Origin of the sequence: Pseudomonas sp. NFPP04 (genome assembly GCF_900113815.1) — a bacterium.
GTDB classification, from domain to species: domain Bacteria; phylum Pseudomonadota; class Gammaproteobacteria; order Pseudomonadales; family Pseudomonadaceae; genus Aquipseudomonas; species Aquipseudomonas extremorientalis.
Genome location: NZ_FOQS01000010.1, coordinates 211,887 through 231,656 on the forward strand (window position 1 = coordinate 211,887; position 19,770 = coordinate 231,656).

Here is a 19,770-nt window from a genome sequence, read left to right on the forward strand (position 1 = left end):
TCAGTGACGGTGCTGGCGGGTGACGCCGGCATCGAATTGCGCGACCACCTGCCGCCAGCCGGCTGCGATCAGCGCCTGGTCGGAGAGGTCGGAGGGAGCGGCGAGGTTGGCCTGGCGATTGAGCCAGATGTCCGGCTCGGCACCGTGCACGCGCATCAGTAATGAACCGCTGGTCGCTGGCGCCTGGCTCAAGCCCAGGTAGGCCGAGGGTTCCAACAGTTGCCAGCGGTGATCGCCGCGGCTGACCGAACTGGCGTCCTGGGCAAACGGCGCAAAGCCTTCTTCGGCCAGTTGCGCCGGGCTGGGCAGCGCGCTTTGTTCCTGCTGCAACAGCTGGATTTCATCCAGGGTCACCCGCAGGTCAGCGTAAATGCCTTGCTCGGCGGCGCTCAGGTCGCGGCGCGCGTCCAATTGGTGGCTGGGCACCGCCGCGACTTCCTGGGATTCACCGTGCAGCGCTATTACCGAGCCGGCCACCGCGAGGATGATCAGGCACAACAGCAGCACGTAGAGGGTTTCGTGACCGGCACCGGCCGGGCGTACAACCTGTGTGGTACTCATTGCGGCTGGATATCCGCTTGGTCGATTTCCACCACGTGGCCGGGACCGGCATCAAACAGCACGTAGAACTCGGCGGACGGTTTCTTGAAGGTCAGGGTCGAGTCCTGGCCGAGCTTGCCGGGCACCAGGATGGTTTCGTCGTAGCCGATCACGTCCAGGGTCACGCCGGGTGCACCGCTGCCGTCGGAGAAGCCGCCCTTGCACTGGATCTGCTCACCGGGGATTTCCTTGCACTCGCACATCGGGTTGTGGGCGAGGGCGACGGTACTGAACCCCGCACCCATCAACAGGACGCCGCAGGCGCGGGTCAGTCGCATCAAAGTCATGGTTTAACTCCTTGCTTGTTCAGCCAGGCAATCGTGGCAGGCGAAGCCTGGCTCAACGGGATGGAACCCTGGTGCATGCTGCCGTCCCAGCCTTCCATGGTCACCCACAGTTCGGCGTCGACGGGCGTGCGTTCCGGGATCGGCAGGCCGGCGCCCATGCGGTAGGGCGTACCGAAGAAGATCACCCCGGCAGCGCGCAGGCTGCGCGGCTTGCCGATGCGCAGGTAGGTGGCCTTGACCTGGTTGGCACAGCTGTCGCACAGGGCGGCGTTGAAGAATTTCATCGGGCCGGCCGGGTCGGGGCGCGGGCCTTCATTGCGAAACTCGGCAAGCTTCAGGCTCCAGGGTCCGACCTGTACGTCGCCGGCCACCCGTTCGCCGATGCCGGTGTCGCCGCGAAACAGCGCTGCATCCGCGAAGTACTTGGGCATGAAGCCCAGCGGCACCAGCAACAGCAGCACATTGAGATGGAAACGCCATTTCAGCCAGAGCGCCCGCAGAGGCGATGGTTTTACCGCAGCGACCTTGCTCATGAGTTGGCCTCCGAGGTTTGCGCCTGCCGGGCGGGGAGGGAAACCGGTTTGTGCTGTGCCTTGACTTCACGCTTGAAGGCATTGAGGGTGGCCAGGGCGGTGCGCTTGGTCCAGATCAGCAGGCCGCTCAACACCATCATGCTCATGATCAGGCCGAAGAAGGCCCAGATCAGCTTGATCCAGATGCCGCCGAAGTCGCCGGTGTGTAGGGGGCGCATGGATTCGGTGACGAACTCCAGCTTCGAACGGTCGGACAGCAGGTGCGCCGCAGCCACTTCACCGTCATAGGGGTTGATCTGCGCGGTCTGGAACATCAACGGGTACCAGCCCCGCCCGCCGATCTGCAGGTGACTGTAGGCATTGAGCGGCAGGCTGATGAAGCTTGCCTCCAGGCCAGGGATGCGCTGGGTGGCGATCTTGATCGCCTCGTCCACCGGAATCATGGGGGCCGGCACGCCGGGCGCCGACATCGGCACCTTCTCCCGGGCAATCACCGGGATGACCGGTTCGGTGGAAATCGAAATCTGGTTGTCGCCCAAAATCGCCCGGATCAGGAACCAGATGCCGGTAACGGAGATGACTGCTATGAACCAGATCGACCAGATACCGCTCAAGCGGTGGAAGTCCCCCCAGAAAATCCGCGCGCCGTGGCGGATCCGCAGAGTCGGGCGCAGGAAGCCTTTCCAGAACCGTTTGTACACCACCAGCCCGGTGACCAGCGACGCCAGCAGCGGGATGCCGAGTGCCGACACCAGGTACCAGCCCCAGCTGTAGCCATTGGTGAACGGCACCAGCCACCAGCCATGCAGGGCGCGGGTGAACTGCTGGAAGTTGAAGGAGGGGCTGATGCCCTGGATCGCCCCGGTGTACGGGTTGACGTAGACCTCCACCGAGCGTCCGTCGGGGTAGCTGAGGTCGACGCTCAATGCAAAATGCGATTCGTCGGGCCGGCTGATCGACTGCACATATACCTGGGGTTCATCGCGCTTGATGGCGGCGATCACCTGGTCATAGCTCAGCGGTTCGGCATCGTCCGAGGGCTTGCTCGCACGGATATCCGGGTTGGCCAGCCAGACGATCTCCTGGCTGACCACCGCCAGGGTGCCGGTGACGCAGACGATCAGTACAAAGAACCAGATAGGCAATGCCAGCCAGCTATGTACGAGAAACCAGAGTTTGGAGCGTGACTTCTTCGACATGTGAATGAGGGTCTTGATCGGAGGAGGGCAATGGAGGCCCGGAAAAGGCCAGTCGTAGCTTTTGCTGACGCGACGGGCTGTATCTAAGTTAAGACGGATGAGAATGAGAAATCCCTAAGGCGGATATGAAAGAAAATGTTTCAGGTTCACATTCGGGGCGTTTTATTGCCTTGATCGAACACGAAACATGTTCCAAGCCATCACCCAGGCGCCATTGATGGGGCGAGGCGGCTGCGTAGGATGGGCGCATACCGTTGAGCGCCGACAAAAGTGAGCCCAGAAAAATGACTGCCCGAACCCTCTACGACAAACACATCGATTCCCACACGGTGTGCCCCCTGGATGACCAGGGCCATGTGCTGCTTTATATCGACCGCCAGGTGATCAACGAATACACCAGCCCCCAGGCCTTCAGCGGCTTGCGCGAGGCCGGGCGCAACGTGTGGCGCCCAGGCACGGCGCTGGCCGTGGTCGACCATGTGAACCCCACCACGCCCAAGCGCGTCGCGGCGATGCCCGATGCAGGCGGGGCGCGGCAGGTGTCCTACCTGGCGGAGAACTGCCGGGACTTCGGCATCGAGCTGCTGGACATCCTCGACAAGCGCCAGGGCATCGAACACGTAATCGCCCCGGAGCAGGGCTTTATCCTGCCAGGCATGGTGATCGCCGCCGGTGACAGCCACACCACCACCTACGGCGCCCTCGGTGCCTTCGGTTTCGGCATCGGCACCTCGGAGATCGAACACCTGCTGGCCTCTCAGACGCTGGTCTACAAGCGCCTGAAGACCCTGCGGGTCACGGTTGAGGGCGACCTGGCACCCGGCCTGACGTCCAAGGATGTGATCATGGCGCTGATCGGCAAGATCGGCGCTTCCGGTGCCACGGGCTATGCCATTGAGTTTCGTGGTTCCACCATCGATGCGCTGAGCGTCGAGGCGCGCATGACCATCTGCAACATGGCGGTGGAAGCGGGCGCGCGCGGCGCGTTCATGGCGCCGGACGAAAAAGTCTTCGCCTACCTCAAGGGCAAGCCGCGTGCGCCGAAAGGCGAGCTGTGGGACCAGGCGCTGGTGGGCTGGCGCCAACTGCACTCGGATGCCGATGCGGTGTTCGACCAGGAAGTGCACCTCGATGCCAGCACCCTGGAACCCATGGTCACCTGGGGCACCAGCCCTGACCAGGCCGCGCCCATCGGCGCCCGCGTGCCCGACCCGCAGGACGTCAGCGACCCGATCCTGCGCCAGGACATGCGCCGCGCCCTCAACTACATGGGCCTGGAAGCCGGTATGCCGTTGAGCGAGATCGTCATCAGCCATGCGTTCATCGGCTCCTGCACCAACGCCCGCATCGAAGACCTGCGCGACGCCGCCAGCGTGGTGCGTGGCAAGCGCGTCGCTGAACACGTGCGGGCGATGATCGTGCCGGGCTCCACCGAAGTGCGCGACCAGGCCGAAGCCGAAGGCCTTGCAGCGATTTTTATCGACGCCGGCTTTGAATGGCGTCAGTCGGGTTGCTCGATGTGCCTGGCGATGAACGACGATGTGCTCGCCCCCGGCGACCGCTGTGCGTCCAGCACCAACCGCAACTTCGAAGGCCGCCAGGGCGCGGGCGCACGCACCCACCTGATGAGCCCGGCGATGGTCGCCGCCGCTGCCATTACCGGCCACCTTACTGATATCCGCCACTTTGGAGCGCGCCCATGAGCCTGCAACCCTTCACCCTGGTCATCGGCAAGGCCGCGCCGATGCTGGCGGCCAACATCGATACCGATGTGATCATGCCCAAACAGTTTCTCAAGGGTATTGACCGCAGCGGCCTGGACCGCGGGCTGTTCTTCGACCTGCGCTTCTTGCCGTCCGGCGAGCCCAACCCCGAGTTCGTGCTGAACCTGCCGGCCTGGCAGGGCGCATGTTTCATGGTGGTCGGGCCGAACTTCGGCTGCGGTTCCAGCCGGGAACACGCGGTATGGGGCTTGAAGCAGATGGGCATCCGCGCGCTGATCGGCAGCAGCTTCGCGGGGATTTTCTATGACAATTGCCAGCGCAACGGGGTGTTGTTGATCACCTTGGATGAGGCGGTGTTGCAGCGGCTGGGCAAGACCGTCAGCCAGGCGGACCAGGCGCAGATCAGTGTCGACCTTGAAGCCCAGCAGATCCATTTGGCGGATGGCCAGGTGATCCCGTTCCAGATCGATACACTGCGCAAGACTGCGTTGTTGCGGGGCCTGGATGCCATCGGCAGCACCTTGCAGCGCAGTGAGGAGATCAAGGCCTTCGAACGCCGGCACCTGCAAGCCAACCCCTGGCTGAGCTAGATCGACAATCCCTTGAAATGCTCCTGCAAAAACTCCACGCAGGCCCGCAGCTTCCCGGAATACGCCAACCGTGTCGGGTACACCGCCCACACGTTGGCGCTCTGGGTATAACCGTGCAGTAGCTGCACGAGCTTGCCTTGCTCCAACAGCGGCTTCACATCCCACATCGAGCGCAGCAGCACCCCGCGCCCATCCAACGCCCACTGCAACACAATTTCGCCATTGTTCGACGACAGCGGCCCGCGTACGCGCACGCTTTCCTGGGTGCCGTCGCGCTCCAGGTTCCAGATGCCGAACGCGTTATCGCGCTCCTTGAGTATCAGGCAGTCGTGCTGCTCCAGGTCACTCAACTGTTGCGGTGTGCCGCGCCGCTCCAGGTAAGCCGGGGCGGCGCACAGCACGCGCCGGTTGCTCACCAGCCGACGGCCGATGTGCTGGCCGGGGATGTCGTCGCCCACGCGGATCTCCAGGTCGAAGCCTTCGCTGACGATATCCACCACGCGGTCGAACAGGTCCAGGCGGATTTCCAGGTCCGGGTACTGCTCAGCCAGCAACGATACGGCGGGGGCCACATGGTTGCGACCGAAACCGAAGCTGCTGCACAGATGCAGGTGGCCACGCGGGCGGTCATGGGCGTCGGAGAGTTCATCGGACAGTTGCTGGAAATCTTCGAGGATGCGCACCGCCCAGCGCTGCACCCGTTCACCGTCTTCGGTCAGGGCAATGCGCCGGCTGGTGCGGTGCAACAGGCGGGTGGCCAAGGTGGTTTCGAGAATCTGGATGCGCTTGCTGACATACGCTGGCGACAAGCCCAGCTCATCGGCCGCCGCAGCGAAACCGGCCTTGCGGATCACGGTCAGGAACACCCGCAGGTCTTCGGGTAGGGGCACGGTATCTTTCTTGTTAGTCATCACAAACGGGGCTGGCGGCATGAGCCGCCAGAATAGCACCGGTTGGGCAGACCTTCCGGCAGGCCCGGTTGCTTGCCGGTGGTGAGCGCGATAGCAGCGAAGGCGCCGATCGGTGCCCTCCCGGCAGATAATGCCGAGGATGCGGAAGAACCGGGGTTACAGCGCTGCTCAGCGAAGGAAGGTCAGGACTTCGCCCAGCAGCAACTCAGGGGCTTCTTCGGCGATGTAATGGCCGGCCGGCAGGGCCTTGCCACGCACGTCGGTGGCGACTTTCTGCCATTCCTTGAGCGGCTCGAAGCAGCGCCCGACAGTGCCTTCGGCGCCCCACATCACCAGTAACGGCAGGTTCAGGTGATGGCCGGCGTCGATGTCCGCCTGGTCGTGCTCAAGGTCGATACCGGCGGCAGCACGGTAGTCCTCGCAGATGCCCGTGGCGGCGCCCGGCAATTTCAGGCAACGCAGGTATTCGGCGAAGGCTTCCTGAGTGAACGGCTTGAGCCCGGCGCTGCGACTGCCCATCACGCTACGCAGGTACAGCTCCGGGTTGCCCTCGATCAAGGCTTCCGGCAAGGGCGCCGGACGGATCAGGAAGAACCAGTGCCAGTAGGCGCGGGCGAAGGCTTCGTTGGTCTGCGCGTACATCGACAGGGTCGGAGCAATGTCCAGCAGCACCATGCGTTGCACGGCCGCCGGGTGGTCCAGGGCCAGGCGGTGGGCCACGCGGGCACCACGGTCGTGGGCCAGCACCGAGAACCTGTCGAAGCCCAGCGCCTGCATCAGTTCGACGTTGTCCCGGGCCATTTCCCGTTTCGAATAATGGGTGTGATGGTCATTGGCCGGCAGCTTGCTGCTGTCGCCATAGCCGCGCAGGTCGGCGGCCACCACGGTGAAGTGTTCAGCCAGTTGCTCGGCGACTTTGTGCCAGATGACGTGGGTTTGCGGATGCCCGTGCAACAGGAGCAGACCGGGACCTGTACCACCTTTGCGGTAGCTGATGTCCACGCCGTTGACGTGGCACTGGTCTTTCTGGAATCCGGCGAACATGGAATGACTCCTTGTGATGAATGCTTGCATCGTGGAATCACGCGGCATTCGGGGCAAGGGCAAAAACGTGGAGGGGGTGTTCATGAAGTGTGATGCAGGAGCGGGCTTGCTCGCTCCTGCAAAGGGTCAGCCTTGTTTGAACAGGGCCTCGGCACGTTCGCGGATCTGTGCTTCGGTCAGGTCCTCCTTGTGGGTCGCCAGGAACCACAGATGACCGAACGGATCCTTCACACTGGCGGAGCGGTCGCCATAGAACTGGTCCTTGGGCTCGGACACGACGCTGGCGCCAGCCGCAACGGCTTGCTTGAACTGCGCGTCGACATCGCTCACATACAGATGCAAGCCGACACTGGTGTGTTCGGCCGGGTTGCGCAGGGCCATTTCGTCGCAGGGCGTGCCCAGCATGATGGCCGAATCGCCGATGCGCAGCTCGGCATGGCCGACTTTGCCATCCGGCATGTCCAGACGCATGACCTGGGTGGCGCCGAAGGCTTTTTTGTAGAACTCGATGGCTTCACTGGCTTTGTCGATGCCCATATAAGGCGTGATGCTGGCGTAGCCCTCCGGAATAGGTTCAACGCTCATATCGCTCTCCTTGATTGTGGTTGTAGAGAAACGGCCTCTTCACTATAGGCCACGTTCCGTGTGGCCTGTGGGCAGTCGACGAAGTGTTGGGGCCGCAGGTCATGCAGGGGGTGTCGGTTCCAGCAACTGTGCCCCCGGCCCGCGCTCACCAAGCTGGTCATCCTGATTGCGCAATGGACACGCCTCCATCGACAAACATCCGCAGCCAATACAGCCATTGAGCTTGTCGCGCAGCAGCGTCAGCTTGTTGATGCGCTCATCCAGGTCTTGCCGCCACAGCGCCGACAAACGCTCCCAATCCTGGGCGTTGGGCGTGCGCCCCTCCGGCAATGTCTGCAAGGCTTCGCCAATCGTTGCCAGCGGAATGCCCAGGCGCTGGGCGATCTTGATCACCACCACGCGCCGCAGTACATCCCGGGGGTAACGCCGTTGATTACCGGCGTTGCGATTGCTCTTGATCAGCCCCTTGGTTTCGTAGAAGTGCAGCGCCGTGACCGCCACACCACTGCGGGCGGCCAGTTGGCCGACAGTGAGTTCCTTGTTGAGCATGAAAAACTCCAGATAAGCGCTTGACCTTGACTTAACTAGAGGTTTTACCCTGCATGGCATCGAATCGCAAGATTCTGCCTACAGAGGAAGGGGAGTGTTCATGCAGGTATCAGAGAAGAATCGCAGCTTCACTCAATTGATCGAGTTTCAGATCGAACCCCGGCAACAATCTGCCCTGGTGGCCGCCCTGACCCTTCAGAGCGAACGCCTGGCCCAGGGCCATGGCGGCTTTATCAATGCGAGTGTGCTGGTCAGCGATGACGGACGGCGGGTGCTCAATTACCTGCAATGGCACTCGCGTGAAGACGGCGAGGCGGCCTTCCAGTGTTTTGAGCATGGCGAGGAAGATTTCTGGACATTGATTCGCGCCCACCAGGCCACGGCCGTGACCTTTGGTTCGTTCCAGGTGCTGCGCAGTTTCGAGCGCAGCCACGACAACGCGTTGCACTGCCGCCTAAATGGATAGGTGCAGCATGCGCTCGCCTTGCACGTTTTCTCCGGGCCGGCGCTTGTTCACCGCCAGCTCGCCGATCTTGATCAGGCGCGTACGTGTGACGTTGCGGCTCAGGCCGAGCAGGTTGGCGGTGTGGACCTGGTTGTAATGGCTGAAACGGTAGGCGGCCCGTAGCAGGGCATCTTCGACCTTTTCATGCAGGGCGCCGGCCTGTTCCTCGAACAGTTTCTGGAAGGCCCGCGCAAGCAATGCTTCAGCGCTGTTGTCGCTGCCGTGCTGGCTGTCGTCCTGGCGCTCGATGCGCATGTTAGACAGGCGCAGGTCGTCGCGCTCGATCACGCCGTTCCGGCAGATCAGCAGGGTGTGGTGGATTACGTTTTCCAACTCGCGGATGTTGCCCGGCCAACTGTAGCTTTTAAGCTTGTGCTCGGCCTCGCGGCTGATGGTGATGGGGCCATACCCCAGGCGCTGGCTGTAGGCTTCGATAAAGTGTCGGGTCAGCGGCAGGATATCGCCGGGGCGCTCGCGCAGCGGGCTGAGCTCCAGGCTGACCACGTCGAGGCGGTAATAGAGGTCTTCGCGGAAATGCCCGGCGTTGATGGCTTTTTCCAACTGCACGTTGGTTGCGGCCAAGACGCGCACATCAATCGGAATGCTCTTGCGCGAACCCAGGCGTACGACTTCTCGTTCCTGCAGGACCCGCAGCAGTTTGACCTGGATCGCCATCGGCAAATCGCCGATCTCATCGAGAAACAACGTGCCGCCGTCGGCCTCCTCGAACCAGCCGGCCTTGGCGCTGAGGGCGCCGGTGAAGGCGCCTTTTTCATGGCCGAACAGTTCGGCCTCCACCAGGGACTCGGAGAACGCCCCGCAGTTGACCGCCACGAACGGCCGGTTGCGCCGTGCGCTGAGGTTGTGGATGTGGCGTGCCACCAGCTCTTTACCGGTGCCGGTCTCGCCGATGATCAGCACGCTGGCTTCGCTGGGCGCCACTTGCTGGATGTGGTCGAGCAACGCCTGGGATTTGGGGTCTTCGAAGACCTGGGCCGTGGCGCGGATCGAGGTCGCGAGGGCGGGCGAGGGCGGTAGGGTCAACAGCTGCATGGGCACCTCTCTTAGGAATAGAACGTTGGAATCGGCAGGGAGTGGTTCAGCGCCCAGTCACCCAGTTCGTGGAGTTTGTAGTCCACCGGGTCGTGCAGGGTCTGGGTGCGCAGGTTGCGCCAGTGACGGTCCAGGCGCAGCGACGCGTGGGTGGAGCGCGCACCGGTGACTTCGAACAGGCGGCTGCACAGCTCCAGGCCCTGCTGGGTGGCGGCGACCTTGGCGGTGGCGATGGCAATGGCCAACTGGCCGCGTTCGGTTTCGCTGAGGTTCGGGCCTTTGGCCCAGGCTTGGTCGAGCAGGTCGGCAGCGCGCTCCACCAGCAGGCGCACGCCTTCCAGTGCGACCCAGAATTCGCCGTAGTGATGCAGTACGTAAGGGTCCCTGCGCACATCTTCGGCCGAGGATTTATGCCAGGCGCGGGTTTCGGTGAGGGTGTAATTGCGCGCTTCCTCGAAGGCGCCTTCGGCAATGCCGAGAAACATGTGGGTGAACGTCAGTTGGGCGATCAACGGGCGCAGGCAGGCGAAGGGTGTGCTCAGCGGTCCCGGATCGAGCAGCAGCTCGGATTCTTCGACGCGCACCCGTTCGAAGCTGGCGCTGCCGCTGTCGGTCTGGCGCTGGCCGATATTGTTCCAATCATTGTGCAAGGTGATGCCGCTGCGCCCGCTGGGGATCGCGGCGATCAGCAGTTTGCCACCGGCGGATTCGTCCACCGCCGAAGCGATCAGCATTTCCGAGTCGCTGGCGCCGGAGCAGAAGCTCTTTTTGCCGGAGAACTCGCGCCAGCCGCCGAAATCCTTGACCACGGTGCGCGTGTCCAGCGGGTTGAGGGCGTTGCCCCAGAACCAGTTTTTGCGCGCGGTCTGTTCGAACCAGGGTTGCCATTGGTCCGGGCGTGAAAACAGGCGCACGGTGGCGAGCATCAGGTGGTGAAAACCGAAGACATGGGCGATGGAGCTGTCGACCTTGGCGAATTCACGCACGATACGCAGGGTGTCGCTCCAGCGTGCGCCGAGGCCACCGTACTGGGTGGGAATGCTCAGGGCCAGCAGGCCGCTCTGGCGCAGGGCGTCGCGTTCAGCCTTGGGCGTGCCGCCGCGTTCGTCACGTTCGACGGCGGTGAGGGCGAAGTCGGCGGCCAGCAGTCTGGCGGTCTGCAAGGGGGACGGCAGGACGCTGTGGGGTTTGGCGGTCACACGGTGTTCCTCATTGATCTCAAGCTTTGGTCGGCAACACATCGTTGGCAATCATTTCGCCAAAGGGGCCCGTGAGGTTGGTGATGCCGTGGCCGGCAAGGCTGGCATAGGGTTCCGGTAGCAACGGGAACACCAGCTCGGCGAAGCGATAGGCTTCTTCCAGGTGCGGGTAGCCGGAGAAAATGAAGCTCTCGATCCCCAGGTCCGCGTATTCCTTGATGCGTTCGGCCACTTGTTGCGGGTTGCCCACCAGCGCGGTGCCCGCCCCGCCGCGCACCAGGCCGACGCCGGCCCACAGGTTGGGGGCGATTTCCAGGTTGTCACGGCGCCCGTCGTGCAGGGCGGCCATGCGGCGTTGGCCTTCGGAATCAAAGCGCGAAAAGGATTTTTGCGCGGCGGCGATGGTTTCGTCGCTGATGTGCTCGATCAACTTGTCGGCGGCTTTCCAGGCGTCTTCTTCGGTCTCGCGCACGATCACATGCAGGCGGATGCCGAACTTCACGGTGCGCCCGTGGCGTGCGGCGCGCTCACGCACATCCGCGAGTTTTTCCGCAACGGCGGCGGGTGGTTCGCCCCAGGTCAGGTACACGTCTACCTGCTCGGCGGCGAGGTCGTGGGCGGCGTCGGAGGATCCACCGAAGTACAGCGGCGGGTAAGGCTTCTGCACCGGCGGGTAAAGGGCCTTGGCGTTTTGCACGCGCAGGTGCTTGCCTTCGAAATTCACCGATTCGCCCTGCAACACACGGCGCCAGATACGTAGGAATTCGTCGGAGACTTCGTAGCGTTCGGCGTGGTCGAGGAAACTGCCGTCGCCACGGTTTTCGTCGGGGTCGCCGCCGGTCACCACGTTGATCAGCAGGCGGCCATTGGACAGGCGATCGAGGGTCGCCGCCATGCGCGCCGAGACAGTCGGCGAAATGATGCCCGGACGAATCGCCACCAGGTAACGCAGGCGTTCGGTCAGCGGCACCAAGGCCGAGGCGATGACCCAGGAGTCTTCGCACGAGCGCCCGGTAGGAATCAGCACGCCGTGGTAGCCCAGGCTGTCAGCTGCCTGGGCGACTTGTTTCAGATAATTGAGGGTGACCGGCCGTGCACCCTGGGTGGTGCCCAGGTAATGACCGTCGCCGTGCGTTGGCAGAAACCAGAAAACATCCATGACCAATCCTTAAGCGATTTTCAGCAGAGAGGGGGAGTGCGCGGCGAACAAAGGCGCTGCGCGTTCTGCCGCCAGTTGAATACGGGCTTTCAGTAATTCGCTGGTTATTTGGTAGTCGGTGAAGTCGGCCTCGGTGGCGTACACACCGATCGGCAGGGTCAGCGCCTGGAAAAAGCTGAACAGCGGACGCAGTTGGTGGTCGAGGACCAGCGCGTGGCGTTCGCTGCCGCCGGTTGCCGCCAGGAGCACGGGGGTGCTGATCAGCGCATTGAGGCCGACCAGGTCGAACAGGTGCTTGAGCAGGCCCGGGTAGGAACCGCGATAGACCGGCGCGGCGACGATCAGCAAGTCGGCCTGTTCGATGGCCAACAGTTGCGCTTCGACTTCTGCGGGCAGTTCATCACGGGACAGCGCACCGCCCAGCGGCCGGGCGATATCGCCCAGCTCGATCAGGGTGGCCTGGATCGGCAGCAAGGTAGCCAGCTCAGCCAGCACCGCCTGGGTCAACACCAGGGTACGGGACGGGCGCCAGGTTCCGCCGGAGAGGGCAACAACATTCAGGGGACGGGTCATGAACAGTTCCTTTTTCAACAGTGGTTCATAGCAGGTGGAGTGCAACCGCTTGAGCAAGAGCTGTACCAACGGGTGCAAGCCTTGATCGACGCGGGTTGCAGGCTCACTGCTGAAAAATGCCGGTGTTGGCTGCCTGGTGATTTGTTGATTGGCTGTTGCCAGGGCAACAGTTGCGTGGGCAACAGTGCCAGGCGGTGTAGTCCCGTTATAGAGGGTTGTATTTATTCCGTAAATGAACGTATTTCCATATTTATAGATCATAAGGAAATATAAAGGCGCTGCTATCGAAGGTGCGTTGGCGGTTGATAGCAACTATCAAGGCAGGTGATTTTTCACCATCAAGGGGCGGGAGTAGCCTGTGTTCATTGACTCGAAACCTCCTTTGCAGGGCCACCACCATGAACCGATTCCTCGCTGTTTCCTTATTGATTGTCAGCTCAGTCCTTGCCGGATGTGCGACTCATCCTTCGCCTGAATTGCGTCCTTACACCGCAGAAGAAACCAAGCAGTTGGCCCTTGAAGCATTGAGCCGTCGTGGTTTGTCGTTTGACGAATATCAACAACAGCGCGCCGCGCTGACCGGCCAGCCACAGAAACCCTTCGACTTTGATAGCAAGGGCGAAATGAATGCCGAACGCAGCGTGACCCTGCATGGTCGTCCCAGTTGAACCCGCGCCCAGCGACAAAAAGCCCGAGGTTATCCACAAGGATCCTCGGGCTTTTTGTTTGCCATGGAGCGACTTCAGCCTGTTAAGCTGAATTTCAGGAGCGTTCCTACGCACATTTACATAAAGTGGTCCTTCTTTAATGGCGTGTGATCGGTTAAACCTGACGACCTCTGTCCCGGTCCGTGCCCCTGAGACGCTGCTCTCGGGAACCTGCTCTGCGAGTTTCTAACGTCATGAATAAACGTCCGTTGTATTTCGACTATGCCGCCACCACCCCGGTGGACGAGCGGGTCATCCAGGCGATGGTCGAGTGTCTGGGCTTCAACGCCAATTTCGGTAACCCCGCGTCCAGTTCCCATGCGTTCGGCCAGGCGGCCCGGCAGACGGTCGAACAGGCGCGTCGTCAGGTGGCCGGGCTGGTCGGTGCCAACCCGGAGCAAATCGTCTGGACCTCCGGCGCCACCGAATCCAACAACCTTGCGATCAAAGGCGTGGCCCAGGCGCGGGGCGTGGCGGGTGGGCATATCATTACCAGCCAGATCGAACACAAGGCCACCCTGGATACCGCGCGACAATTGCAGGAAGCCGGCGTGGCCGTGACCTACCTGGTGCCGGACGCCGATGGCTTGATCAGCGCCGATGCCGTCAGCGAAGCCTTGCGCGAGGACACCTTCCTGGTGTCGTTGATGCTGGTGAACAACGAGCTCGGCACCCTCAACGATATCCCTGCCATCGGTGCCCGCGTGCGTGAACACGGCGCGTTGTTGCATGTGGATGCGGCGCAAGGGGCGGGTAAGGTGGCGATCGATCTGGCGCAGTGGCCGGTGGATCTGATGTCGTTTTCCGCGCACAAACTCTATGGCCCCAAAGGTATCGGCGCTTTGTACGTCGGTCCGCGGGCGCAGCAGAAGGTCCTGGCGCAGATTCACGGTGGCGGCCACGAGGGCGGCTTGCGTTCCGGCACCCTGGCGACCCATCAGATTGCTGGCATGGGCACCGCGTTCGCCTTGGCGGCGGCGTCTTTCTCTGAAGAAAAGGCGGTGATTGTGGCTCTGCGCCAGCGCCTGCTCGACCAGTTGGAGTCGGTGGCCGGTGTGCGCCTCAATGGCAGCGCTACACAGCGTATTCCCCATACCCTGAGCCTCACGTTCAGTGAAGGCGAATTCAACGCCGCGGCGTTGAGCGCGGGGATCGCGTTTTCTGCGACCTCGGCCTGCAATTCGGCCAGCAATGCACCGTCCCATGTGCTGCTCGCCCTGGGCCATGATGCACGCAGCGCCAGCCGCACCATTCGCTTGAGCCTCGGCCGGTTTACCACCGAACAGGATATCGACCAGGCGGTGCAACTGATCAAGGCGGCCCTCGCCAGCGCACCGGCGTTCTGGGCGGTCTGATTCATTTATCGCGACACATAACAATTATTCGTGGTTAGCAGGAGACACAATGAGTACGCAGCCCTTGACCCATGGAACGGTTCCCCAGCGCCTGGCGCATACCCGTGAACTGATGAGCCGCGAGGGTATTCATGCCCTGCTGGTGCCGTCGGCCGACCCGCACTTGTCCGAGTACTTGCCGGGTTACTGGCAGGGGCGGCAATGGCTGTCGGGGTTTCATGGCTCGGTGGGAACGCTGATTGTCACTGCGGATTTCGCCGGTGTGTGGGCCGATAGCCGTTACTGGGAACAGGCGACCAAGGAACTCAAGGGCAGCGGCATCGAATTGGTGAAGCTGCAGCCGGGCCAACCCGGGCCGCTGGAGTGGCTGGCCGAGCAAACGCCGGAAGGTGGTATGGTGGCGGTGGATGGTGCGGTCATGGCCGTGGCTTCGGCGCGTACCCTGGCCGGTAAGCTGGCGGAGCGCGGCGCGCGCTTGCGTACCGATATCGACCTGCTTGATGAAGTCTGGCATGACCGTCCGGCATTGCCGAACCAGCCGATCTATCAACACCTGCCACCGCAGGCTACTGTCAGCCGTATTGAAAAACTCGCTTCGCTGCGTGCTGCCTTGAAAGAGAAGGGCGCCGACTGGCATTTCATCGCGACCCTGGATGACATTGCCTGGCTGTTCAACCTGCGTGGTGGTGACGTTTCGTTCAACCCGGTGTTTGTGTCCTTTGCGTTGATCAATCAACACCAGGCCACGCTGTTTGTGGCACTGAGCAAAGTCGACGCCGAGTTGCGGGCTGTGCTGGAGCAGGATGGCGTGACGCTGTGCGACTACAGCGAAGTGGCGGATGCATTGCGCGCGGTGCCGGCGGGCGCCAGTCTGCAGGTCGACCCGGCGCGCGTTACCGCGGGTTTGCTGGAGAATCTCGATGCCGGCGTCAAGCTGGTCGAAGGCCTCAACCCGACCACATTGGCCAAGTCCCGCAAGAGCCTGGCCGACGCAGAACATATCCGCCAAGCCATGGAGCAGGATGGCGCAGCGCTGTGCGAGTTTTTCGCCTGGCTGGACAGTGCGCTGGGCCGTGAACGCATCACCGAGTTGACCATCGACGAACACCTGACCGCTGCACGCAGCCGCCGCCCTGGTTATGTGTCGTTGAGTTTCAACACCATTGCGGCCTACAACGCCAACGGCGCGATGCCGCATTACCACGCCACTGAAGAAGAGCACGCGCTGATCGAAGGCGATGGCCTGCTGCTGATCGATTCGGGTGGCCAGTATCTGGGCGGCACCACGGATATCACGCGGATGGTGCCGATCGGCACGCCGAGTGACGAGCAGAAGCGGGACTGCACCCGGGTGCTCAAGGGCGTGATTGCCTTGTCCCGTGCCCACTTTCCGAAAGGGATCCTGTCGCCGCTGCTGGATGCGATTGCCCGCGCGCCGATCTGGGCGGAAGGCGTGGACTACGGCCACGGTACTGGCCACGGTGTAGGCTATTTCCTCAACGTGCATGAGGGCCCACAAGTGATTGCCTACCAGGCGGCTACCGCGCCGCAAACGGCGATGCAAGCGGGGATGATCACCTCCATTGAACCGGGTACTTACCGTCCAGGCCGTTGGGGCGTGCGTATCGAGAATCTGGTGTTGAACCGCGAAGCGGGCAAGACCGAGTTCGGTGAGTTTCTCAAGTTCGAAACCCTGACCTTGTGCCCGATCGACACGCGCTGCCTGTTGCCATCGTTGCTCACGGCAGACGAGCGTGAGTGGTTCAACGCTTACCACACTGAGGTGCGCAAGCGTTTGAGCCCATTGCTCAGCGGTGCCGCGCTGGAGTGGTTGCAGGTACGCACTGCGGCTATCTGATTACCTGCCAGGCAGTAACGTGCCAGGGCGTTTTGGCCATCAAGCTCTAACTCAACGCTTCGCGCACAAATTCCAGACGGTCCTGACCGAAGAACAGCTGGTTGCCTACAAACATACTGGGGGCACCGAACACGCCGCGTTGAACGGCCTGTTCGGTGTTGTCCTTCAAGGCAGCCTTAACGGTTTCGTCATTGGCCAAATTCAGGATTTCATTGGCGGCAAATCCGTATTCAGTGAGTACGGCAGCCACGACGGCGGGGTCTCCCAAGTGACGGCCTTCGACCCAAAGGGCATGGAACAGGCAATCAACGAAGTCCAGGAAACGCTCAGGCTGGTGCAATTGGATGCCGGTGACCGCTCGCATCAACACCAGCGTATTGATGGGGAAGTGCGGGTTGAACCGGAGCGGTACGTTGTAGCGCCGGGCGTAACGCGCCAGGTCATCGAGCATGTAGCGACCCTTTGCAGGAACGGTGATTGGAGAGGCGTTACCGGTGGCCTTGAACACGCCGCCCAATAACATGGGTTTATACACAAGCTGTGTATCGGTTGCCGTGCACAATGCCGGTAGCTGGGTGTAGGCCAGGTAGGTGGCGGGGCTGCCCAGGTCAAAGAAGAACTCCAGGGTTTTACGCATGGTCGATGCTCGCTGCTTATTGTTATGGGGGCGTGCTTACCAGGGTTCATTCCAGGGGCGCAGGTCCAGTTCAAAGGTCCAGGCATCGCGTGGCTGGCTGTGGAGGTGCCAATAGTTATCGGCGATATGCTCGGGGCTGAGGATGCCGTCCTGGTCTTTGAGTGCGTATTTCTGCGGGAAATTGTCGCGAATGAAGTCGGTGTCAATGGCGCCATCGATCACGACATGGGCGACATGGATGTTCCTGGGACCCAGTTCCCGCGCCATGCTTTGCGCGAGGGCCCGAATCCCGTGCTTGGCCCCGGCGAAGGCGGCAAAACCTGCGCCGCCGCGCAATCCGGCGGTGGCGCCGGTAAACAGGATGGTGCCTCGATTGCGCGTGACCATGCGCTTGGCCACTTCGCGTGCGTTCAGAAAACCGGAGAAGCAGGCCATCTCCCAGATCTTGAAATACTTGCGCGCGGTTTCTTCCAGGATGCTGCACGGCACATTGGCGCCGATATTGAACACAAAGGCTTCAATCGGACCCAGCTCAGTTTCGATCTGTTCGATCAGCGCGATGACGTCTTCTTCTTTACGCGCATCACAGGTAAACCCATGGGCTTCGCCGCCCACTGCGTTAATACTGTCCACCAGCGGCTGTAACTTATCGGCGCTGCGGCGGCTGACGCAGGCCACATAGCCTTCGCGGGCGAAGCGTCTGGCAATGGCGCCGCCGGTTGCATCACCGGCGCCCACTACCAATACGATTTTTTTGTTGTGTGTCATGGGAACTCCGTTGGCTCGATGGTAGAGCAGGAGTTTAGACGCCGTGTCGCGAAGGGCCGGATTTGTATCCGGATTTGATAGGAGCAGTCAGAGATGACTGCTCATTCGATTACTTACAGATGACGATCATACTGCGGCTGGTGTAGCCGGCAGGGTTGAGGCCGAATGGGTAGTCCCCAGGTTCCTCAGAATTGTCACCGGACTTTGCGATTACTCGGTAGCCCTTGGCGCCACAGGAGTTGGTCGCACTGGTGTAGCACTGCTCCCAGGAAGAAGACAGGCCGGAACAGTTGATATGCAACCCTTTTTTGCCACGTTTCACTTCTGTCTTGGTGGTCGCGGCACAACCAGCAACGGCCATGACCATTAACAGTATTAAAATTCGCTTCATTCCTATCCTTAATAGCCGCCTTGCAATGCCAGAGGCCGGCTCTACTCGCTTTCGGGTGTAGCGTTCGCGCTGTCCTTGTCGAAATTCTCCATGAATGACATTCGTTTACGGCTTAAACATGGCCTAAATGTGCGGTAAATACCAGAGCTACATTCAAACAGACTTCAATCCGAGGCAACCAGTGGCTTTGGTTCGCTGCGCATCGTTACCGTGGCACCTACGGAGGCCAAAATGATGCAAGTGATTGCCAGCCACTGGGCGAAGGACAAGTGCTCGTGCAGGAATAACAGGCCGGAAAGCGCGCCGAAAGCCGGCTCAATGCTCATAAGAGTGCCGAAGGTTCGGGCAGGGAGGCGCGTCAGTGCAACCATTTCCAAGGTGTAGGGCAGGGCGGTGGACAGAATGGCGACGCCGATGGCGATCGGGATCAGTGCGGGAGTCAGCAATGCGCTGCCTGCGTGGACGATGCCGATAGGTGCAACAAACAATGCGGCGATCATCACCCCGAGGGCGGCGGTCTGGACGCCGTTGTCATTCCCTGCTTTCTGACCATACAGAATGTAGAGTGCCCAGCAGACGCCTGCTCCCAGCGCGTAGGCTGCCCCCAGCAAGTCGATGCCGCTGCTGGCCTCGCCCATCGGGATCAACAAGAGAAGGCCGATGATGGCGAGGGCAATCCACAGGAAGTCGACTGCGCGCCGAGAGGCGTAAATGGCCACCGCGAGGGGGCCGGTGAATTCCAGGGCGACCGCAATCCCCAGGGGCACGCTGCGCAATGACATATAGAAGAGAAAGTTCATGCCACCCAACGCCATCCCGTAGACGATGACGGTACGTAAGGACTTGGAGGTCAGTTTGGCGCGCCACGGGCGCAACAAAAGCAGCATGATCACGCTGGCGAAAATCAGGCGCAGTGCCGTTGTGCCTTGTGCGCCAACGACAGGGAACATGCTCTTGGCCAGCGAGGCGCCGGACTGGATAGAGGCCATGGCGATCAACAGCAGGCCGACAGGGAACAGTGTCGAGGCCAGGCTGCGGGGGGAGGTGGTCATTGGGGAATTCGTCCGAAGTCATATAAAAGAAGCAAGAGCGCTATGATGCGCAACTGTTTGGTGATGAGCAATATATTGCTCAATTATCCTTTTTGATGCGTTATACAGGACGGACTTTGAGTGTTTCAGGCTCTTTGATAGAAAAACCAAATTAAGGGTTGACGACAGATTCTGGAAGTCTATAATTCGCCCCACTTCCGGCGCAGTCGAAACGGAAAACTCCTTGGTAAACAAAGAGTTACGCAGAATTCGACAGCGACTTGCTTCAGTTCATCGAAGCCCAGAAGCAGTTGATAGGGCAGTGTTGTCTGGCTCTATTAACGTTTCGATCTTCTCGGTCGAAAGCGGAGAAAAAGAGGTGTTGACAGCAGCGTGTAACGCTGTAGAATTCGCCTCCCGCTAACGAGAGACCGGAAGCGCAAGTGGTTGAAGTTGTTGAAGAAATCTTCGAAAACTTCTGAAAATAATCACTTGACAGCAAATGAGGCTGC

Annotated in this window: 22 protein-coding genes; 6 read left to right on the forward strand and 16 right to left on the reverse strand. The window is 61.4% G+C overall.

All coding sequences use genetic code 11. The features are described 5' to 3' along the window. Genes BM017_RS21185 through BM017_RS21200 form a run of 4 tightly spaced genes read right to left on the reverse strand, consistent with a single transcriptional unit; the run spans window position 1 to window position 2,619 of the window. Window positions 1–561, reverse strand: a complete 561-nt coding sequence (locus tag BM017_RS21185) for a DUF6162 family protein (RefSeq protein WP_071492271.1) — start codon at window positions 559–561, stop codon at window positions 1–3. Then, complete coding sequence (locus BM017_RS21190) at window positions 558–887, reverse strand: hypothetical protein (RefSeq protein ID WP_071492272.1); 330 nt, start codon at window positions 885–887, stop codon at window positions 558–560. Before BM017_RS21190 ends, BM017_RS21185 begins: the two co-directional genes overlap by 4 nt. Next, entirely contained in the window at window positions 884–1,420 is a 537-nt protein-coding gene (locus BM017_RS21195) for a thiamine pyrophosphate-binding protein (protein ID WP_092248034.1), read from the reverse strand. Before BM017_RS21195 ends, BM017_RS21190 begins: the two co-directional genes overlap by 4 nt. Next, entirely contained in the window at window positions 1,417–2,619 is a 1,203-nt protein-coding gene (locus tag BM017_RS21200) for a PepSY-associated TM helix domain-containing protein (protein ID WP_092248037.1), read from the reverse strand. The genes BM017_RS21195 and BM017_RS21200 overlap by 4 nt, the downstream gene beginning before the upstream one ends. A 284-nt stretch (window positions 2,620–2,903) precedes the next feature. On the opposite strand from BM017_RS21200, the gene leuC reads away from it, so the two are divergent. Continuing rightward, entirely contained in the window at window positions 2,904–4,322 is a 1,419-nt protein-coding gene (leuC, locus tag BM017_RS21205; protein ID WP_092248040.1) for a 3-isopropylmalate dehydratase large subunit, read from the forward strand. Beyond that, window positions 4,319–4,933: a 3-isopropylmalate dehydratase small subunit gene (gene leuD, locus BM017_RS21210; RefSeq protein WP_092248043.1), complete on the forward strand. Its 615-nt coding sequence runs from the start codon at window positions 4,319–4,321 to the stop codon at window positions 4,931–4,933. The genes leuC and leuD overlap by 4 nt, the downstream gene beginning before the upstream one ends. Here the strand turns inward: leuD and BM017_RS21215 are convergent. The 4 genes from BM017_RS21215 to soxR form a co-directional block, all read right to left on the reverse strand. Next, the gene (locus BM017_RS21215; RefSeq protein ID WP_207240106.1) at window positions 4,930–5,844 is read right to left on the reverse strand and encodes a LysR substrate-binding domain-containing protein; all 915 of its coding nucleotides are present in this window, start codon (window positions 5,842–5,844) and stop codon (window positions 4,930–4,932) included. The genes leuD and BM017_RS21215 overlap by 4 nt on opposite strands. A gap of 168 nt (window positions 5,845–6,012) precedes the next feature. Then, window positions 6,013–6,888, reverse strand: a complete 876-nt coding sequence (locus BM017_RS21220) for an alpha/beta fold hydrolase (protein WP_092248049.1) — start codon at window positions 6,886–6,888, stop codon at window positions 6,013–6,015. 126 nt (window positions 6,889–7,014) lie between these two features. Beyond that, on the reverse strand, window positions 7,015–7,473 hold the full coding sequence (locus tag BM017_RS21225) for a VOC family protein (protein ID WP_092248052.1): 459 nt from the start codon (window positions 7,471–7,473) through the stop codon (window positions 7,015–7,017). A 99-nt stretch (window positions 7,474–7,572) separates the two neighbouring features. Further along, window positions 7,573–8,022 carry a redox-sensitive transcriptional activator SoxR gene (gene soxR, locus BM017_RS21230; protein WP_071492280.1) on the reverse strand — a complete coding sequence of 150 codons (450 nt, stop codon included), beginning with the start codon at window positions 8,020–8,022 and terminating at the stop codon, window positions 7,573–7,575. A gap of 100 nt (window positions 8,023–8,122) precedes the next feature. On the opposite strand from soxR, the gene BM017_RS21235 reads away from it, so the two are divergent. Further along, a complete protein-coding gene (locus BM017_RS21235; protein WP_071492281.1) occupies window positions 8,123–8,488 on the forward strand; it encodes an antibiotic biosynthesis monooxygenase in 366 nt (121 codons plus the stop codon). Here the strand turns inward: BM017_RS21235 and BM017_RS21240 are convergent. The 4 genes from BM017_RS21240 to msuE are packed head-to-tail and all read right to left on the reverse strand — an operon-like array spanning window position 8,477 to window position 12,511. Then, entirely contained in the window at window positions 8,477–9,580 is a 1,104-nt protein-coding gene (locus BM017_RS21240; protein WP_071492282.1) for a sigma-54 interaction domain-containing protein, read from the reverse strand. The genes BM017_RS21235 and BM017_RS21240 overlap by 12 nt on opposite strands. A gap of 11 nt (window positions 9,581–9,591) precedes the next feature. Next, a complete protein-coding gene (locus BM017_RS21245) occupies window positions 9,592–10,779 on the reverse strand; it encodes an acyl-CoA dehydrogenase family protein (RefSeq protein ID WP_092248055.1) in 1,188 nt (395 codons plus the stop codon). Between the two features lie 19 nt (window positions 10,780–10,798). Next, complete coding sequence (gene ssuD / locus BM017_RS21250) at window positions 10,799–11,938, reverse strand: FMNH2-dependent alkanesulfonate monooxygenase (protein ID WP_092248058.1); 1,140 nt, start codon at window positions 11,936–11,938, stop codon at window positions 10,799–10,801. Between the two features lie 9 nt (window positions 11,939–11,947). Further along, window positions 11,948–12,511, reverse strand: a complete 564-nt coding sequence (gene msuE, locus BM017_RS21255) for an FMN reductase (RefSeq protein WP_092248091.1) — start codon at window positions 12,509–12,511, stop codon at window positions 11,948–11,950. Window positions 12,512–12,909: 398 nt separating this feature from the next. On the opposite strand from msuE, the gene BM017_RS21260 reads away from it, so the two are divergent. The 3 genes from BM017_RS21260 (at window position 12,910) to BM017_RS21270 (ending at window position 16,431) form a co-directional block, all read left to right on the forward strand. Further along, the gene (locus BM017_RS21260; RefSeq protein ID WP_092248061.1) at window positions 12,910–13,179 is read left to right on the forward strand and encodes a hypothetical protein; all 270 of its coding nucleotides are present in this window, start codon (window positions 12,910–12,912) and stop codon (window positions 13,177–13,179) included. Between the two features lie 233 nt (window positions 13,180–13,412). After that, the gene (locus BM017_RS21265) at window positions 13,413–14,573 is read left to right on the forward strand and encodes a cysteine desulfurase family protein (RefSeq protein WP_092248064.1); all 1,161 of its coding nucleotides are present in this window, start codon (window positions 13,413–13,415) and stop codon (window positions 14,571–14,573) included. 49 nt (window positions 14,574–14,622) lie between these two features. Further along, window positions 14,623–16,431 (forward strand): aminopeptidase P family protein, encoded by a 1,809-nt coding sequence (locus BM017_RS21270; RefSeq protein WP_092248067.1) that lies wholly within the window; start codon window positions 14,623–14,625, stop codon window positions 16,429–16,431. Between the two features lie 46 nt (window positions 16,432–16,477). Here BM017_RS21270 and BM017_RS21275 read toward each other — a convergent pair whose 3' ends face one another. The 4 genes from BM017_RS21275 to rhtA form a co-directional block, all read right to left on the reverse strand. Beyond that, window positions 16,478–17,068, reverse strand: coding sequence for a 2-hydroxychromene-2-carboxylate isomerase (locus BM017_RS21275; RefSeq protein WP_092248070.1), 591 nt, complete (start codon window positions 17,066–17,068; stop codon window positions 16,478–16,480). 36 nt (window positions 17,069–17,104) lie between these two features. After that, the gene (locus tag BM017_RS21280; RefSeq protein WP_092248073.1) at window positions 17,105–17,836 is read right to left on the reverse strand and encodes an SDR family oxidoreductase; all 732 of its coding nucleotides are present in this window, start codon (window positions 17,834–17,836) and stop codon (window positions 17,105–17,107) included. Between the two features lie 109 nt (window positions 17,837–17,945). Beyond that, window positions 17,946–18,227, reverse strand: coding sequence for a hypothetical protein (locus BM017_RS21285; protein WP_058426920.1), 282 nt, complete (start codon window positions 18,225–18,227; stop codon window positions 17,946–17,948). A 164-nt stretch (window positions 18,228–18,391) separates the two neighbouring features. Further along, complete coding sequence (gene rhtA / locus BM017_RS21290; protein ID WP_071492290.1) at window positions 18,392–19,279, reverse strand: threonine/homoserine exporter RhtA; 888 nt, start codon at window positions 19,277–19,279, stop codon at window positions 18,392–18,394. Between the last annotated feature and the right edge of the window lie 491 nt (window positions 19,280–19,770).

Coding starts and splice junctions, on each gene's coding strand:
- BM017_RS21265 (WP_092248064.1), top strand. CDS start 13,413: ATGAATAAACGTCCGTTGTATTTCGACTATGCCGCCACCACCCCGGTG.
- BM017_RS21235 (WP_071492281.1), top strand. CDS start 8,123: ATGCAGGTATCAGAGAAGAATCGCAGCTTCACTCAATTGATCGAGTTT.
- BM017_RS21260 (WP_092248061.1), top strand. CDS start 12,910: ATGAACCGATTCCTCGCTGTTTCCTTATTGATTGTCAGCTCAGTCCTT.
- BM017_RS21215 (WP_207240106.1), bottom strand. CDS start 5,844: ATGACTAACAAGAAAGATACCGTGCCCCTACCCGAAGACCTGCGGGTG.
- msuE (WP_092248091.1), bottom strand. CDS start 12,511: ATGACCCGTCCCCTGAATGTTGTTGCCCTCTCCGGCGGAACCTGGCGC.
- BM017_RS21185 (WP_071492271.1), bottom strand. CDS start 561: ATGAGTACCACACAGGTTGTACGCCCGGCCGGTGCCGGTCACGAAACC.
- BM017_RS21220 (WP_092248049.1), bottom strand. CDS start 6,888: ATGTTCGCCGGATTCCAGAAAGACCAGTGCCACGTCAACGGCGTGGAC.
- BM017_RS21190 (WP_071492272.1), bottom strand. CDS start 887: ATGACTTTGATGCGACTGACCCGCGCCTGCGGCGTCCTGTTGATGGGT.
- soxR (WP_071492280.1), bottom strand. CDS start 8,022: ATGCTCAACAAGGAACTCACTGTCGGCCAACTGGCCGCCCGCAGTGGT.
- BM017_RS21285 (WP_058426920.1), bottom strand. CDS start 18,227: ATGAAGCGAATTTTAATACTGTTAATGGTCATGGCCGTTGCTGGTTGT.
- BM017_RS21240 (WP_071492282.1), bottom strand. CDS start 9,580: ATGCAGCTGTTGACCCTACCGCCCTCGCCCGCCCTCGCGACCTCGATC.
- BM017_RS21280 (WP_092248073.1), bottom strand. CDS start 17,836: ATGACACACAACAAAAAAATCGTATTGGTAGTGGGCGCCGGTGATGCA.
- BM017_RS21270 (WP_092248067.1), top strand. CDS start 14,623: ATGAGTACGCAGCCCTTGACCCATGGAACGGTTCCCCAGCGCCTGGCG.
- BM017_RS21195 (WP_092248034.1), bottom strand. CDS start 1,420: ATGAGCAAGGTCGCTGCGGTAAAACCATCGCCTCTGCGGGCGCTCTGG.
- BM017_RS21275 (WP_092248070.1), bottom strand. CDS start 17,068: ATGCGTAAAACCCTGGAGTTCTTCTTTGACCTGGGCAGCCCCGCCACC.
- BM017_RS21225 (WP_092248052.1), bottom strand. CDS start 7,473: ATGAGCGTTGAACCTATTCCGGAGGGCTACGCCAGCATCACGCCTTAT.
- ssuD (WP_092248058.1), bottom strand. CDS start 11,938: ATGGATGTTTTCTGGTTTCTGCCAACGCACGGCGACGGTCATTACCTG.
- leuC (WP_092248040.1), top strand. CDS start 2,904: ATGACTGCCCGAACCCTCTACGACAAACACATCGATTCCCACACGGTG.
- leuD (WP_092248043.1), top strand. CDS start 4,319: ATGAGCCTGCAACCCTTCACCCTGGTCATCGGCAAGGCCGCGCCGATG.
- rhtA (WP_071492290.1), bottom strand. CDS start 19,279: ATGACCACCTCCCCCCGCAGCCTGGCCTCGACACTGTTCCCTGTCGGC.
- BM017_RS21200 (WP_092248037.1), bottom strand. CDS start 2,619: ATGTCGAAGAAGTCACGCTCCAAACTCTGGTTTCTCGTACATAGCTGG.